Origin of the sequence: Mangrovicoccus sp. HB161399, from assembly GCF_013184745.1 — a bacterium.
GTDB lineage: Bacteria > Pseudomonadota > Alphaproteobacteria > Rhodobacterales > Rhodobacteraceae > Mangrovicoccus.
Genome location: NZ_JAATVU010000015.1, coordinates 44,647 through 59,056 on the forward strand (window position 1 = coordinate 44,647; position 14,410 = coordinate 59,056).

The following is a 14,410-nucleotide window of genomic DNA, read 5'->3' on the forward strand; positions in this document are numbered from 1 at the left end:
GATGGAAACCGTTTAGCTTCGCAAGGTCAAGTAAATTGATCTTAACGGTACACTTGATCCTCGCCGGGGAAGGAGCGGTCGCGCACTTCTTCGGCATAGGACTTGACCGCCTGCTTGATCATGTCACCCAACTGACCGTAAACCTTGACAAATTTCGGAGTCCAGGGGTTTAGGCCCAGCATGTCCTCCAGCACGAGGATCTGGCCGTCGCAATGGGCGGAGGCACCGATTCCGATGGTGGGGATGGCGACCTGGTCGGTGATCCGGCGCGCCAGCGGCTCCAGCATGCCCTCCAGCACCAGCGCGAAGGCGCCGGCCTCGGCCACTGCACGGGCATCCTCCTCGTGCATCGGCCAGCTTTCCTCGTCCCTGCCCTGAGTCTTGAAGCCGCCCATGACATGGCTCGATTGCGGGGTCAGGCCGATATGGGCCATCACCGGAATGCCGCGCTCGGTCAGGAAGCGGATGGTCTCGGCCATGCGCTTGCCGCCCTCCAGCTTGACCGCGCCGCAGCCGGTTTCCTTCATGATCTTGGCGGCGTTGCGGAAGGCGATGGAGGGGCTTTCCTCGTAGGTGCCGAAGGGCATGTCGACCACGATCAGCGCCCTCTTCGTGCCGCGGACCACGGCCCGGCCATGCATGATCATCAGGTCGAGCGGCACGCCGACGGTCGATTCCATGCCGTGCATCACCATCCCGAGGCTGTCGCCCACCAGGATGAAATCGGCCACCTCGTCGACGATCGCGGCGGTATGGGCATGGTAGGAGGTCAGCGAGACGATGGGCTCGCCGCCCTTGCGCCGGGCGATCTGAGGGACGGTGACGCGGCGGATGGGGGCCTGGGTGCTCATGGATGTCTCCTTAGGCGGGGGTCACGACGCGGTTGTCGATGAGGAGGATTGGGCCGAAGCGGACGGCGAGCAGGATCACCGCCGGTCGGTCGAGCGGACCGTCCAGGTCGGCCAGGGTCGCGGCATCCTGGATGTCGATCGCGTCGACTTCGGCGGAAGGCGCCTCGGCCAGTGTCAGCGCGATGTCGGCGCGCAGCTCGCCGATGGTCACCGGCCCCTTGGCCAGCTCTTCGGCGCGGTCGAGCGCGCGGTTCAGCACCGGCGCCTCGATCCGGTGCTCTTCCGACAGGCGGACATTGCGCGAGGACATGGCCAGCCCGTCGGCTTCGCGCACGATCGGATGGCCGGCGACCTCCACGGGCACGTCGAGATCGCGCACCATGGTGCGGATCACCGCGAGCTGCTGGTAGTCCTTCTCGCCGAAGAAGGCGGCATCCGGCTGCACGATGTTGAAGAGCTTGGTGACGACCGTGGCGACGCCGCGGAAATGGCCGGGGCGCAGCGCGCCGATCAGCACCTTCGACAGTCCGGTGGTCTCGACGATGGTCTGCGCGCCCGGCGGATACATCTCGTCCACGCCGGGCAGGAACACGGCATCCACCCCTTCGGCGCGCAGCAGATCCAGGTCGCGCGCGTCATCGCGGGGGTATTTCTCCAGGTCGGACGGATCCTCGAACTGGGTCGGGTTCACGAAGACCGAGACGACGACCCGGTCGCAATTGGCCTTGGCCATGCGGACGAGGCCAAGATGGCCCTCGTGCAGCGCACCCATGGTCGGCACGAAACCGATCCGCTGCGCCCCGCCCGCGCGCATCGTCGCGATGGCACGGCGGATCCCGGTCTTGCTGTTTCGGATTTCCATGGGGCACCCCTCCCGGCTCTTGCGGCTGGCATACGAAACCGGGCGGGCGCAGGCAAGGCGAAGGGCTCAGGCGACGGCCGTTGGCGCCTGCGGGCGGGGCCACATCGGCGTCAGCTTCGGCGCGGCCGCGTGGCGGTCGTGCTTCAGCAGCGAGATGTAGTCCTTCACCACGTGGTCGATGCCGAAATGCGACCGCGCGCTGTCGAGCTCCTGCACCGAGCCGAGCCAGCGCAGGTTTTTCAGCTTGTAGCCCTCGGTGACGAAATCCTGCTTCCACACGACGTTCATCACCCAGCCCTCGCCCTCGACCTGCGGCTGGTCGGCCCGGATCACCTGGGGCGAGGCGAAGCCGATGGCCGGGACTTTCAGCGCGGTGCCGATGATCTGGGCCGAGGCCGCACCGAGCGAATGGCCGGCGATGAATGTCGGCTTCCGCCCGCGCAGGAAGGCCATGACCTTCAGCGCATGCAGCAGGAAGCCGCCGTGGAACTGGCTGACGGGCAGCGATCCGGTCAGCTGCGCCAGCCGCGCCGAATCGGCCAGGCGGCGGTCCGGGCGCAGGTTGAAGTCGACATAGTCGCGGATGCCGTTCGAGCCGGTGATCAGCAGCGTCCCGCCGCGGGTCAGCGCCGCCTCGGCCTTGCCGTCGCGCGAGACATCGGCCAGCCCCGAGACCATCCGGGCGGCCAGCATGGCCGGGCGGAAGCGGTCCAGCTCCTTCGCCACCTCGACGTAATCGCGTGCAATCACCGGCATTCCCGATCTCCTCCTGCCCGCCGCCTGCCTCCGTGCCGCGGCGCTCCTTCGGGAAATCCAAGCACCGGCCGTGCCGTCTGTCCAGCGTCCGCCGGGGCAGGGCGCGCTTAGGATTCGTTAACCGCCCGCGCAGGAAGCTGGCCGGTTCAGTCCGGAATTCGACTACAATGCCCATCATCAAGCTGGACAATGCAGGGAGGACTCGCATGATCCATCAGTCGATCGCCATGATCGTGACATCCCGCCCGCTCCAGACCGTATCGCCAGACGCGACCGTCCGGGAGGCCTGCCACAAGCTCGCCGTCGCGCCCGAAGGGGCGGTTGCGGTCCTGGACGGCAGGGAGCTTGTCGGCATCGTATCCGAACATGACGTGATCGCCCGCGCGATCTGCGCCGACCGGGCCACCACCGAGACGCTGGTCGCTGCCGTGATGACGGCCGATCCCTGCACCATCGACGTCTCCGCCAGCCTGGCGGAAGCCATGAAGATCATGACCGACGGCGATTTCCGCCACCTGCCGGTCATGCTGGGCAGCGAACTGGTCGGCATCCTGTCGATGCGGGACATCCCGACCCAGTACCGGCTGCTGGTGGAGCGCTTCGCCGAGTTCCGCGATACCGCGCTCGGCCCGGACGACCGCGTGACCATGCTGGTCTGACGCGGCAGGGAAGGCCGCCCGCGCCGGTGCCGGGCGGCCCTTCCGTTCAGGCCGCCGCCAGCTCGTCGTAGCAGGCCAGCGTCTTGGCGGCGTACATCAGCGACGGCCCGCCGCCCATCTGCACGCACATCGACAGCATGTCCGAGATCTCTTCCCGGGTGGCGCCGCATTTCACCAGCGCCTCGGTATGGAAGGCGATGCAGGGCTCGCAGCGGTCGGCCACGGCAATTGCCAGCGCGATCAGCTCCAGCGTCTTCTTGTCGAGCGCGGTGCCGGTCTTGGCCGCCTTGGACAGGGCGCCGAAGCCCTTGCTCATCTCCGGTGCCGCCTGGTTCAGGCTGCGCAGGCTGGTTCTCATTTCGTCGAGCTTGTCGGCCCAGGTCATCGTCGGCCCCTTTCCGGGAATGGTTGCTGGCTGGCCGCTTCCTAGCGCGTCACGCATCCGGAAAACTTGATCCATGCTAAATTCCGCATTCGAAAGTCAGGAAAAGCCGTCTCTTTCCGGCGGGGCGCTGCGGAAGCGGTTTTCGTTAACGTTGCGATAACGGGATACCGGACTAGTTTGTAACAGGAATATGACAGATGGTTTTGCCATCGACATCGTTAGGAGGAGCAGATGGTGATCAGAACCGTCGGGGATGTGGTGCGGAACCGCCCGTTCGGCAGCGTCCTGCCGGGGCAGAGCCTGCGCGAGGCCTGCCGCGAGATGCGCCGGGCCGGAGACGGGGCGCTGGCCGTGATGGAGGAAGGCGCGCTCTGCGGCATCCTGTGCGAGACCGACGTGATCCACCGCGCGGTCTGCGAGGGGCTGCCGATGGACGGCACGGCCGTCAGCGAGGTGATGAGCCGCGGGCCGGAGGTGATCGACGCGTCCGACAGCGTGGCCGCGGCGCTGCAGGCGATGTACGAGGGCGGCTTCCGCCACCTGCCGGTCCTGGAGGGGGCGCTGGTGATCGGCATCCTGTCGATGCGCGACATCCCGACCGAGTACCGCTACATGGCCGAGCGCTTCGCCCAGGCCCAGACCGGGCCGCGTCCGCTGGCCGAGCGCGGCTACCGCCTGCTCTGAAACGGGAAAAGCGCGCAGGCTGCGCTGCGCGCTTCCGCTTGCCGTCCCGGGGACGGGATCAGTTCGGGATGTCGCCCGTCACGCCTTCGACATAGAAGCTCATGCCGGCCAGGGTGCCGTCATCCGCGACCTCGCCATCGGCCAGCCAGGGGGTGCCGTCCTGCTTGTTCAGCGGGCCGGTGAACGGATGGTAGCTGCCGTCGACGATCGAGTTCATCACCTCGGTGGCCTTGGCCTTCACCTCCTCGGGCATGGCGTCGGAGAATTCGCCGATGCCGACCATGCCGTCCTTGATGCCCGACCAGGTCATCGCGGTTTCCCAGGTGCCGTCCATCACCGCCTGGACGCGCTCCTCGTAATAGGGTGCCCATTCGTCGATGATCGAGCTCAGCCGCGGCTTCGGCGCGTATTGCGCCATGTCCGCCGCCTGGCCGAAGCCGTAGCCGCCGACCTTCTCCATCGTCGCCAGCGGGGCGGTGGAGTCGGTATGGGCCAGGATCACGTCGACGCCCTGCTCGCGCAGCGCCTGGGTCGCGTCGGCTTCCTTCGCCGGGTCGTACCAGGTGTTCAGCCAGACGACGCGGATCTCGACGTCGGGATTGACCTTCTTGGCATGGATGTAGGTTGAGTTGATGCCGCGGATGACTTCCGGGATCGGGAAGGAGGCGAGATAGCCGATCTTGTTGGTCTCGGTCATCATGCCGGCGATGGTGCCCATCACCGCCCGGCCCTCGTAGAAGCGCGCCGAATAGTTGGCGAAGTTCGGGCCCGACTTGAAGCCGGTCGCATGCTCGAACTTCACGTTAGGGAACTTTGCCGCGACGCTTTCCACCTGGTCCATGTAGCCGAAGGAGGTGGCGAAGATGATGTCCGCGCCGGTCAGCGCCATCTGGGTCATGACGCGCTCGGCATCCGGACCTTCCGGCACCGACTCCTGCTCGATCAGCTCCACCTGGTCGCCGAAATGCTCCTTCAGCTTCACGGCCGCCTCGTGGTGGTGCTGCGACCAGCCGCCGTCGTTGACGGGGCCGACATAGACGAATCCGACCTTGACCGGGTCAGCCGCGAGGGCTGCGGTCGCCGCGCCCATGGCGAGGGCGAGGCTGGTGGCCATGGCGGAAATGCTGGGAAATCTCATGTCTTTCCTTCCTGCTGCGGTCTTGCCGGGACTGTTCGATGAGCGCCGAGGTGATCACGGCGGCGGGGACGGCAATGACCCCCAGCCCGACGAATAGGATGGCCGAGGTGAAGATCCTCCCCCCGGCGGTGATCGGATAGCTGTCGCCGTAGCCCACGGTGGTGAAGCTGACGACTGCCCACCACATGCTTTCGGGGATCGACCCGAAGGCCTCGGGCTGGGCGTCATGCTCGAAGATGTAGATGCCGACGGCGGCAATGTAGAGGACGATCCCCGCGAGCAGCGCGAAGACCGTGAGGTCGCCCTTCACCGAGGCCAGCGCGTCGGTGAGCCGGTCCAGCGCATGCGCGGCGCGCAGGAGCTTCAGCAGCCGGAACAGCCGCACCACCCGCAGCGAGCGCAGCGCCGCCCATTCCGGGCTGAGCATGGCGAAGGCGGGCAGGCAGGCCATCAGGTCGACGATGCCCCAGAAGCTGAAGATGTAATGCAGCGGCCGCGGCGCGCAGATGATGCGGATGATGTATTCGGTGGTGAAGACCGCAAGGATGAACCACTCGAAGATCTGCATCGCCCCGTCGAAGACGGGCGGCAGGTCGTCCAGCGATTCCAGCGTGATCGCGACTGCCGACAGCACGATCGCGCCGTTAAGGAGGAAGGCGACGATGCGGCCCAGCCGGGGATGCTCGCCCTCCAGCACGCTCAGGATCTCTGCTCGCCTCATCTCGGTCTTCCCGTCCAGTTCCCGGTTCCGGCCTCAGCGCGATGCGTGGAAGGCCCGGCCCAGCGATCCCGGCGCGCCGGCTGCCGCGCCGGCGGCGGACATGACGACGAGAACGAGGATCGTGACCAGATAGGGCGACATCGACAGAAGCTCCACCGGCACGTTGACGCCCGCCGCCTGCATGTTCAACTGCAGAACCGTGATGCCGCCGAAGAGATAGGCGCCGATCAGCAGGGGGAAGGGCCGCCAGGCGGCGAAGACCACCAGCGCCAGCGCGATCCAGCCCGCGCCCGCGGTCATGCCCTCGGTCCATTGCGGCACGCGCACGAGGCTCAGATAGGCGCCGCCGAGCCCGGCCATCGCCCCGCCGAAGAGGATGGCGAAGATGCGGATACGGGTGACCTTGTAGCCGAGCGCATGCGCCGCGGCGTGGTTCTCGCCCACCGCGCGCAGGATCAGCCCAGGGCGCGAATAGCGCAGGAAGGCCCAGACCGCGGCGAGGGCGACGAGGCTGAAATAGACCATGCCGTCATGCTCGAACAGCATCGGGCCGAGCACGGGGATGTCCGACAGCACCGGGATGTGCAGCTCGGGCGTGACCGGGGGCTTCAGCCCGACGAAGCTCTGGCCGAGCAGCGCCGAGAGCCCGAGGCTGAAGAGCGTCAGCGCAAGGCCGGTCGCCACCTGGTTCGACATCAATCCTTGCGTCAGCACGCCGAAGACCAGCGCCAGCACCGCGCCGCCTGCCGCGCCGCCGAGGAATCCCAGCGTCGGCGATCCGGTGGCGACGGCGGCCATGAAGCCGGTGATCGCGCCGGTGATCATCATGCCCTCGACGCCCAGGTTCAGCACGCCGGATTTCTCCACGACCAGCTCGCCCAGGCCTGCCAGCAGGATCGGGGTGGAGGCGGCCATCAGCAGCGGGATCAGGTTGATCAGGGAAATGTCCATCACGCGGCCCTCCCGGTGGCGATGCGCAGCCGGTAGTGGCTGAAGACGTCGAAGGCGAGGAGGAAGAACAGCAGCATCCCCTGGAAGGCCTGGATCGCGGCGGCAGGCAGGCTCAGCATCAGCTGCGCCAGCTCGCCCCCGATGTAGGTGAGCGCCATCAGGAGCCCGGCCAGCAGGATGCCCACCGGATGCAGCCGCCCGAGGAAGGCGACGATGATCGCGGTGAAGCCGTAGCCCGCGCCGAAATCGATCGAGATCTTGCCCGCGGGACCGGCCACCTCGAAGAGCCCGGCCATGCCCGCCAGCGTGCCCGAGACGCCCATGCAGAACAGGATCAGCCTTGCAGGGTTCACGCCCGCCAGCTTCGCCGCCCGCGGCGCCTCGCCCGCCAGCTTGATGTGGAAGCCGAGCACGTGGCGCTGCAGCAGCACATAGGCGGCGATCACCGCGATCAGCGCGGCGACCACGCCCCAGTGGATGCCTGAATTGGCAATGATCTCGGCGTTGTGCGCCGAAGGGTAGCCCTGCAGGTTGCGCGAGCCGGGGAAGCCGCCGCCCTCGGGGTTCCTCAGGAAGCCCACCGCCGCCGCCGACAGGATCTGCTCGGCCACGTAGACGAGCAGCAGCGAGACGAGGATCTCGTTGGTGTTGAACATCGTCCTGAGCAGGCCGGGGATCATTGCCCAGGCCCAGCCGCCGAGCGCGCCGGCGATGACCATCAGCGGCAGCAGGATCGGCAGCTCCATCGGGTAGAGCGCCAGCGCCAGCCCGGCGCCCGCCAGCGCCCCCATGATGTACTGGCCCTCGGCGCCGATGTTCCAGATGCCCGCCCGGAACCCGAGCGACAGGCCGATGGCGATGAGGATCAGCGGCCCGGCCTTGATCAGGAGCTGCGGCCGCGAATAGCTGCCGAATTGCGGCGAGAAGATCGGGTCCCAGAAGATCGTCTTGATGGCGAGAAACGGGTCCTTGCCGAGAAGCGCGAACATGATGGCGCCCGCGATCATCGTCGCCAGGACGGCCAGCAGCGGCGCTAGATAGGTCCAGGATTTCGAGGGCGCCGGGCGCCGTTCCAGCCGGATCATGCCGCGGCCTCCTCTTCGGGGTCCCGGCCGCCCAGCATGAGCCCGAGGTCGTTCATCGTCAGCCCCTGCGCGGGGCGGGGCCGCACCATTCGCCCGTCGCAGATCGCGGTGATCCGGTCGGAGATCTCCATCAGCTCGTCCAGATCCTGGCTGATGACGATCAGCGCGGCGCCGCCTTCGGCAAGCTTGATCAGCGCCTTGCGGATATGCGCGGCGGCAGCGGCATCGACGCCCCAGGTCGGCTGGTTGACGATCAGCAGCCCCGGATTCTGCAGCACCTCGCGGCCGACGACGAATTTCTGCAGGTTGCCGCCGGACAGCGCGCCCGCGGCCGTGCCCGGCCCCGGCGTGCGCACGTCGAAGGCCTTGATGACATGCTCGGCATATTCGCGCACCCGCCGCCAGTCGATCCAGCCGCCGGGCGCCAGGCGCATCCTCAGCGCGGCGGTCATCAGCGCGTTGTCGGTCAGGCTCATGTCCGGCGCGGCGGCATGCCCCAGCCGCTCTTCGGGAGCGGAGAGGATGCCGAGGACCCGCCTCTCGTGCGGGCCGAGCCGGCCGACTGCCTGCCCCTCGAAGGTGACGCTGTCCGGCGCGGTGCGGGTCTCGCCCGAGAGCACGGCGAAAAGCTCGTCCTGGCCGTTCCCGGCGACGCCGCCGATGCCGAGGATCTCGCCCTTGGCGACCGAGAATCCGATCTCCTTCAGCGCGGTGCCGAACTGGCTGGCGGCCGGCAGCGACAGGCCGTTGACCGAGAAGATCTCGGCCCCAGGCGCGCCCGGATGCTTCACCGGCGTGTCGAGCTTGGCGGCGACCATCATTTCGGCCATGTCGCGGGCCGAGGTGTCGCGCGGCACGCAATCGCCGACGACCTGGCCGTGGCGCAGGATCGTCGCGGTGTCGCAGAGCGCGCGGATCTCGTCGAGCTTGTGCGAGATGTAGAGGATCGCGGTGCCTTCGGCGCTGAGCTGGCGCAGCGTGCGGAACAGGATCTCCACCTCCTGCGGGGTCAGCACCGAGGTCGGCTCGTCCATGATCAGGAGCCGCGGGTTCTGCAGAAGGCAGCGGACGATCTCCACCCGCTGGCGCTCGCCCGCCGAAAGGTCGCCCACCCGCCGGTTCGGCGAGAGCGGCAGGCCGTAGGCCTCCGACACCTCCCGGATCTGGCGGGCCAGCACGCGGCGCTTCGGCGGCGTCTCCATCCCGAGCGCGATGTTCTCGGCCACGGTCAGCGCGTCGAAGAGCGAAAAATGCTGGAACACCATCGCCACGCCTGCCTGCCGCGCCGCGGAAGGCTCGGGCGGCGCGTAGGGCTGGCCGTCGAGCACCATCGTGCCCTTGTCCGGCGTCACCAGCCCGTAGATGGTCTTCACCAGCGTCGATTTCCCGGCGCCGTTCTCGCCCAGGAGCGCATGCACCTCGCCCTTCCTGATGCGGAAGGACACATTGGAATTGGCCACCACACCGGGATAGGCCTTGGTCACCCCGTCGATGACCAGCAGGTCGTCAGTCGAATTCACCCCGTGCGGTCCTGTCTTGCTGTGTCTTCACGAACCTGTGCGCTCAGTAGCGCGGCGGCGACGCCCACGGCAATCGCCTGCGGGTGTTTCCCGAGGGCGGGATTGCCGATCGGGCAGGCAATCCGCGCGATTTCCGCCCGCGAATGGCCCAGATGCCCAAGACGCGAGCGGAACCGTGCCCATTTCGTGGACGATCCGATCAGTCCGATCCGGGCCTGTCCCCGGGCCAGCGCGGCATGGCACAGCGCCAGGTCCAGCTCGTGCGAATAGGTGAGGATCAGGATCTCCGCCTCCTGCGGCGCCAGCGCCAGCGCGCGCACAGGGTCGGGGGCGGGCAGGGCGGTGACGTCCGCGGGGATGGCGTCCGGGAACCGCTCCGGCCCGGTATCGACCCATGTGACCGCAAAATCCGGCAGCGGCCGGAGAATGCCGACCAGCGCCCGGCCGACATGGCCCGCGCCGAAGATCCAGAGCGGCCGCCGGGCCGCGGCCTGCGGCTCGATCAGCCAGCCGTCGGCCAGCCGCGCCTGCGGCGGGATTCCCTGGCCGCGCGCGGCCTTCAGCGCGTGGCGCAAGCCGAGCGGCATCTCCCTGCTGCCTTCGACCCGGCGGACGAAAGGTCCGTCGCCGGGCAGGGACTCTGCATCGAAGATTTCGGTCACCAGCGTTACCGCGCCGCCGCAGCACTGGTTCAGCGCCGGTCCCAGCGCCTGCCGGGCCACCCGCGCGCCGCCCGCTGCCAGCATCTCCCGCGCCGCCGCCACTGCGCGGTATTCCAGCGCCCCGCCGCCGATCGTGCCGGCCTGTCCGTCCGCCCAGGCCAGCATCGCGGTGCCCGGCCCCCGCGGCGCCGACCCCCTGGCCTCGGCCACGACGATGCGCGCCACGCGTCCGTGGCATTCCACGGCGCGGACCAGCTCCTCCCGGTCGAAGCTCATGATTTCACCCGCTCCACCGCCCAGAGCAGCCGCTCGGGCGTGGCGGGGGCGTCGATCGCCGGATAGGCGTCCCCGCAGGCCGCGACCGCGTCGGACAGCGCCAGGAAGTTGGAGATGCCCAACATGAAGGGCGGCTCGCCCACCGCCTTGGAGCGGTAGATCGTGTCCTCCCGGTTCGGCCGGTCCCAGAGCGCGACGTTGAAGACCGGCGGCCGGTCGGAACAGGCCGGGATCTTGTAGGTCGAGGGCGCGTGCGTCCTGAGCCGCCCCTTGGCGTCCCAGACCAGCTCCTCCATCGTCAGCCAGCCCGCGCCCTGCACATAGGCGCCCTCGACCTGGCCCTTGTCGAGCGCCGGGTTCAGCGAGCTGCCGCAGTCATGCAGGATGTCGGTCCTCAGGATGCGGTTCTCGCCGGTCAGCGTGTCGAGCACGACCTCGGTGCAGGCGACGCCGTAGGCGAAGTAGTAGAACGGCCGCCCGTGCCCGGCGATGCGGTCCCATTCGATCTTCGGCGTCTTGTAGAAGCCGGTGGCCGAGAGGCTGATCCGCGCCTCGTAGGCCGCCTTCGCGACTTCCTCGAAGCTGTATTCCGCCCCGCCAACCGTTACCTTGTCCTCGGCGAAGACCACCTCGCGCGGGCTGGCCTGGTGCTTCTCGGCGACGAATTCCGCCAGCCGTTCCACGATCGTGTCGCAGGCGGCGCGGACGGCCATGCCGTTGAGGTCAGAGCCCGAGGAGGCGGCGGTGGCCGAGGTGTTGGGCACCTTGGCCGTGTCCGTCGCAGTGATCTTCACCCGCTCGGGGCGGACGCCGAAGCGGCTGGCCGCGACCTGCGCGACCTTCTGGAACAGCCCCTGTCCCATCTCGGTGCCGCCATGGTTCATCGCGATGGAGCCGTCCTGATAGACATGCACCAGCGCGCCCGCCTGGTTCAGGTGGGTGAGCGTGAAGCTGATCCCGAACTTGACCGGGCCGAGCGCGATGCCGCGCTTCAGCACCGGGCTGGCCGCGTTCCACTCGCGGATCGCGGCGCGGCGGCCGGCATACCCGCAGGAGGCGGCCAGCGCCTCCGTCATCTCGTGCAGCTCGAAATCCTCGACCGGCATGCCATAGGGCGTGATCTGCGGCACCGCATGCGGCCCGGGCACGACGCCGCGGCCGTCCTCCATGCCCGCGGCAAGGCCGTCGCCGTGCCGGGGCACCGTGTCGTAGTAGTTGAGCCGCCGCACCTCCAGCGGGTCCTTGCCCACCGCATGGGCGACATGGTCGAGCACCCGCTCGATCGCCACCATGCCCTGCGGCCCGCCGAAGCCGCGGAAGGCGGTGGCGCTGACGGTATTGGTCTTCAGCCGGTGCGAGACGATGCGCACATGCGGCAGGTGATAGGCGTTGTCGGCATGCAGCATCGCGCGGTCGGCGATGGCGTGGCTGAGGTCCTGCGACCAGCCGCAGCGGCAGAACTGCTCGAACTCGATCCCGGCGATCTTGCCCGTGTTGTCGAAGCCGACCTTGTACGCGATGCGGAAATCATGGCGCTTGCCGGTGATCACCATGTCGTCGTCGCGGTCATAGCGCATCTTCGCCGGACGGCCGGTGCGCGAGGCGACGATGGCGGTGGCGATGGCCAGCCAGTTGCCCTGGCTCTCCTTGCCGCCGAAGCCGCCGCCCATCCGGCGGGTCTCGACGCGCACGGCATGCATACCGGTTTCCAGCGCCTCGGCGACCTTGTGCTGGATCTCGGTCGGGTGCTGGGTCGAGGAATGGACCAGCATGTCGCCGCCTTCCTGCGGCACCGACAGGGCGGCCTGGCCCTCCAGGTAGAAATGCTCCTGCCCGCCGATCTCCATCGAGCCTTCGGCAGTCATCGCCGCCCCCGCGAGCGCGGCATCGGGATCGCCCTGGCCCCAGACGAGCTTCGCGCCGAAGAAGCTTTCCGCCTCCAGCGCATCGTCGATGGACAGGACCGGGGTCTCTTCCGCGATCTCCGCCTTGCCGAGCGCGGCGGCCCGGCGGGCGGCGCCATGGCTGGTCGCGGCGACGAGGAACAGGGGCTGGCCCTCGAAATGGATCTCGCCGGTACACAGGAGCGGCTCGTCATGCGCGCCGGGCGAGCAATCGGGGACATGCCCGAAATCCGCCGCGGTCAGCACCATGACTACGCCGGGCGCGGCGCGGACCGCGTCGAGATCGAGCGATGTCAGCGTGCCCTTGGCGACCTTGGAAAGCCCGAAGGCGAGATGCAGGCAGCTGGCGGGCACCGGAATGTCGTCGACATAGCGCGCCTGTCCGGTGACATGCAGCGGCGCGGCGTCGTGGGGGAGGGGCTTCGCGACGGTCATGCCGAGACCTCCAGCACATTGGCGGCGGTGCCTTGATCCTCGTGGAAATAGCGGATCAGCATGTTGGCGGCGGCCTTCAGCCGGTAGTCGGCGGAGGCGCGCATGTCGGAGAGCGGCGTGAAGTCCTCGGCCATCTTCGCTGCCGCGGCGGTCACGGTTTCCAGCGTCCAGGGCCGGCCCAGCAGGGCGGCCTCGACGGCGGCGGCGCGCTTCGGAATGCCCGCCATGCCGCCGAATGCGATGCGGGCTGCCGTCACGGCGCCGTCCTCCACGGTGACCGAGAGCGCCCCCATGACGGCCGAGATGTCCTGGTCGAAGCGCTTCGACAGCTTGTAGCATTTCAGCCGGTCTGGCTGGCGCGGGAGGCTGACCGCCTCGACGAATTCGCCGGGCTTCCGGTCCTGCCTGCCGTAATCCAGGAAGAAGGATTCCAGCGGGATCGCGCGGCGGTCCGCCCCGCAGCGCAGGTGCAGCGTGGCGCCGAGCGCGATCAGCGCGGGCGGGCTGTCGCCGATCGGCGAGCCGTTGGCGATGTTGCCGCCGACCGTCGCGGCGTTCCGCACCTGCGTGGAGCCGTAGCGGCGGATCATCTCGGCCAGCCCCGGGTGATGGCCCGCGATGAAGGCGCCGAATTCGCTGACGGTCGTCATGGCGCCGATGCGGATCGCTTCGTCGGTGACGGCGATTCCGGCGAGTTCGGGGATGCGGTTGAGGAAGGCGACCGGGCCGATCTTGCGGAACTGCTTGGTAATCCACAGGCCGACATCGGTCGCGCCCGCAACCAGCGTGGCGTCCGGGTTGGCGAGGTACCACTCCGCCAGCGCATCCGCCGTCACCGGCATGTCCGACTCCGGCGCGCCCAGAACGGCAAGGTCCTCGGCCATCCAGTCCGGCACAGGCTCGGACGCGGCGGCCTCGGCGGCGCGGACGATCGGCGCGTAGCCGGTGCAGCGGCAGAGATTGCCCGCCAGCTTGTCGTTGAAATCCGTCGCGCCGGCCGCGTGCGCCGCCGCCATCGAGGCGATGAAGCCCGGCGTGCAGAAGCCGCATTGCGAGCCGTGCAGATCCACCATCGCCTGCTGCACCGGGTGGAGCTGTCCGTCCGGCCCGGCGATGCCCTCGACCGTGCGCACGGCGCGGCCATGGAGCTGCGGCAGGAAGAGGATGCAGGCGTTCAGCGCGCGCGGTCCCCCGCCGTCGGTCACCACAACGGTGCAGGCGCCGCAATCGCCCTCGTTGCAGCCCTCCTTGGTGCCTGTCAGCCCGCGGGAGTCGCGCAGCCAGTCCAGCAATGTCGTCGTGGGGTCGATGCCGTCGAGGCGCACGATCTCTCCGTTCAGGAGAAACGAGACGTCGGCCATGGTCGTCCTGTTGCCGCTTTCTCTGCGTGAGGACCCTGGAACGATCGGGTCCGTGCCGTCCCGGCCCGATGCGGCGGAAAGCCGGGGCGGCGAAAATGTCCGGACCCCAGCTTCTCCGAATTCCGGCCCAATGCAAGCGGGCGGGCCGGAAGCGTTGCAC

Annotated in this window: 14 protein-coding genes; 2 read left to right on the top strand and 12 right to left on the bottom strand. The window is 68.6% G+C overall.

Going from position 1 to position 14,410, the window contains the following annotated elements; translation table 11 throughout:
* Window positions 1-41: 41 nt before the first annotated feature.
* The 3 genes from panB to HCC78_RS10780 form a co-directional block, all read right to left on the bottom strand.
* Window positions 42-851, bottom strand: a complete 810-nt coding sequence (panB, locus tag HCC78_RS10770) for a 3-methyl-2-oxobutanoate hydroxymethyltransferase (protein WP_172328779.1) — start codon at window positions 849-851, stop codon at window positions 42-44.
* Window positions 852-861: 10 nt separating this feature from the next.
* Entirely contained in the window at window positions 862-1,713 is an 852-nt protein-coding gene (gene panC / locus HCC78_RS10775) for a pantoate--beta-alanine ligase (RefSeq protein ID WP_172328780.1), read from the bottom strand.
* Between the two features lie 66 nt (window positions 1,714-1,779).
* Entirely contained in the window at window positions 1,780-2,469 is a 690-nt protein-coding gene (locus HCC78_RS10780) for a hypothetical protein (RefSeq protein ID WP_172328781.1), read from the bottom strand.
* A gap of 206 nt (window positions 2,470-2,675) precedes the next feature.
* On the opposite strand from HCC78_RS10780, the gene HCC78_RS10785 reads away from it, so the two are divergent.
* Entirely contained in the window at window positions 2,676-3,128 is a 453-nt protein-coding gene (locus HCC78_RS10785) for a CBS domain-containing protein (RefSeq protein ID WP_172328782.1), read from the top strand.
* A gap of 46 nt (window positions 3,129-3,174) precedes the next feature.
* Here the strand turns inward: HCC78_RS10785 and HCC78_RS10790 are convergent, their stop codons facing one another.
* Window positions 3,175-3,513 (bottom strand): carboxymuconolactone decarboxylase family protein, encoded by a 339-nt coding sequence (locus tag HCC78_RS10790; RefSeq protein ID WP_172328783.1) that lies wholly within the window; start codon window positions 3,511-3,513, stop codon window positions 3,175-3,177.
* A 231-nt stretch (window positions 3,514-3,744) separates the two neighbouring features.
* Between HCC78_RS10790 and HCC78_RS10795 the strand changes: the two genes are divergently transcribed.
* Window positions 3,745-4,197 (top strand): cyclic nucleotide-binding/CBS domain-containing protein, encoded by a 453-nt coding sequence (locus HCC78_RS10795; protein ID WP_172328784.1) that lies wholly within the window; start codon window positions 3,745-3,747, stop codon window positions 4,195-4,197.
* Between the two features lie 58 nt (window positions 4,198-4,255).
* On the opposite strand, the gene HCC78_RS10800 is transcribed toward HCC78_RS10795, so the two are convergent.
* Genes HCC78_RS10800 through xdhA form a run of 8 tightly spaced genes read right to left on the bottom strand, consistent with a single transcriptional unit; the run spans window position 4,256 to window position 14,250 of the window.
* A complete protein-coding gene (locus HCC78_RS10800; protein WP_172328785.1) occupies window positions 4,256-5,335 on the bottom strand; it encodes a BMP family ABC transporter substrate-binding protein in 1,080 nt (359 codons plus the stop codon).
* Entirely contained in the window at window positions 5,256-6,056 is an 801-nt protein-coding gene (locus HCC78_RS10805) for an ion transporter (RefSeq protein ID WP_172328786.1), read from the bottom strand. The genes HCC78_RS10800 and HCC78_RS10805 overlap by 80 nt, the downstream gene beginning before the upstream one ends.
* 33 nt (window positions 6,057-6,089) lie before the next feature.
* Window positions 6,090-7,007: an ABC transporter permease gene (locus tag HCC78_RS10810; protein ID WP_172328847.1), complete on the bottom strand. Its 918-nt coding sequence runs from the start codon at window positions 7,005-7,007 to the stop codon at window positions 6,090-6,092.
* A complete protein-coding gene (locus tag HCC78_RS10815; protein WP_172328787.1) occupies window positions 7,007-8,092 on the bottom strand; it encodes an ABC transporter permease in 1,086 nt (361 codons plus the stop codon). The genes HCC78_RS10810 and HCC78_RS10815 overlap by 1 nt, the downstream gene beginning before the upstream one ends.
* Window positions 8,089-9,612, bottom strand: coding sequence for an ABC transporter ATP-binding protein (locus HCC78_RS10820; protein WP_371743806.1), 1,524 nt, complete (start codon window positions 9,610-9,612; stop codon window positions 8,089-8,091). The genes HCC78_RS10815 and HCC78_RS10820 overlap by 4 nt, the downstream gene beginning before the upstream one ends.
* A complete protein-coding gene (gene xdhC, locus HCC78_RS10825; protein ID WP_172328788.1) occupies window positions 9,609-10,550 on the bottom strand; it encodes a xanthine dehydrogenase accessory protein XdhC in 942 nt (313 codons plus the stop codon). Before xdhC ends, HCC78_RS10820 begins: the two co-directional genes overlap by 4 nt.
* Complete coding sequence (gene xdhB, locus HCC78_RS10830) at window positions 10,547-12,889, bottom strand: xanthine dehydrogenase molybdopterin binding subunit (protein ID WP_172328789.1); 2,343 nt, start codon at window positions 12,887-12,889, stop codon at window positions 10,547-10,549. The genes xdhC and xdhB overlap by 4 nt, the downstream gene beginning before the upstream one ends.
* Entirely contained in the window at window positions 12,886-14,250 is a 1,365-nt protein-coding gene (gene xdhA, locus HCC78_RS10835; RefSeq protein WP_172328790.1) for a xanthine dehydrogenase small subunit, read from the bottom strand. The genes xdhB and xdhA overlap by 4 nt, the downstream gene beginning before the upstream one ends.
* Window positions 14,251-14,410 lie beyond the last annotated feature (160 nt).

Excerpts from the sequence above, each read along its gene's own strand:
- panB (WP_172328779.1), bottom strand. The coding sequence starts at position 851 with ATGAGCACCCAGGCCCCCATCCGCCGCGTCACCGTCCCTCAGATCGCC.
- panC (WP_172328780.1), bottom strand. The coding sequence starts at position 1,713 with ATGGAAATCCGAAACAGCAAGACCGGGATCCGCCGTGCCATCGCGACG.
- HCC78_RS10780 (WP_172328781.1), bottom strand. The coding sequence starts at position 2,469 with ATGCCGGTGATTGCACGCGATTACGTCGAGGTGGCGAAGGAGCTGGAC.
- HCC78_RS10785 (WP_172328782.1), top strand. The coding sequence starts at position 2,676 with ATGATCCATCAGTCGATCGCCATGATCGTGACATCCCGCCCGCTCCAG.
- HCC78_RS10790 (WP_172328783.1), bottom strand. The coding sequence starts at position 3,513 with ATGACCTGGGCCGACAAGCTCGACGAAATGAGAACCAGCCTGCGCAGC.
- HCC78_RS10795 (WP_172328784.1), top strand. The coding sequence starts at position 3,745 with ATGGTGATCAGAACCGTCGGGGATGTGGTGCGGAACCGCCCGTTCGGC.
- HCC78_RS10800 (WP_172328785.1), bottom strand. The coding sequence starts at position 5,335 with ATGAGATTTCCCAGCATTTCCGCCATGGCCACCAGCCTCGCCCTCGCC.
- HCC78_RS10805 (WP_172328786.1), bottom strand. The coding sequence starts at position 6,056 with ATGAGGCGAGCAGAGATCCTGAGCGTGCTGGAGGGCGAGCATCCCCGG.
- HCC78_RS10810 (WP_172328847.1), bottom strand. The coding sequence starts at position 7,007 with ATGGACATTTCCCTGATCAACCTGATCCCGCTGCTGATGGCCGCCTCC.
- HCC78_RS10815 (WP_172328787.1), bottom strand. The coding sequence starts at position 8,092 with ATGATCCGGCTGGAACGGCGCCCGGCGCCCTCGAAATCCTGGACCTAT.
- xdhC (WP_172328788.1), bottom strand. The coding sequence starts at position 10,550 with ATGAGCTTCGACCGGGAGGAGCTGGTCCGCGCCGTGGAATGCCACGGA.
- xdhB (WP_172328789.1), bottom strand. The coding sequence starts at position 12,889 with ATGACCGTCGCGAAGCCCCTCCCCCACGACGCCGCGCCGCTGCATGTC.
- xdhA (WP_172328790.1), bottom strand. The coding sequence starts at position 14,250 with ATGGCCGACGTCTCGTTTCTCCTGAACGGAGAGATCGTGCGCCTCGAC.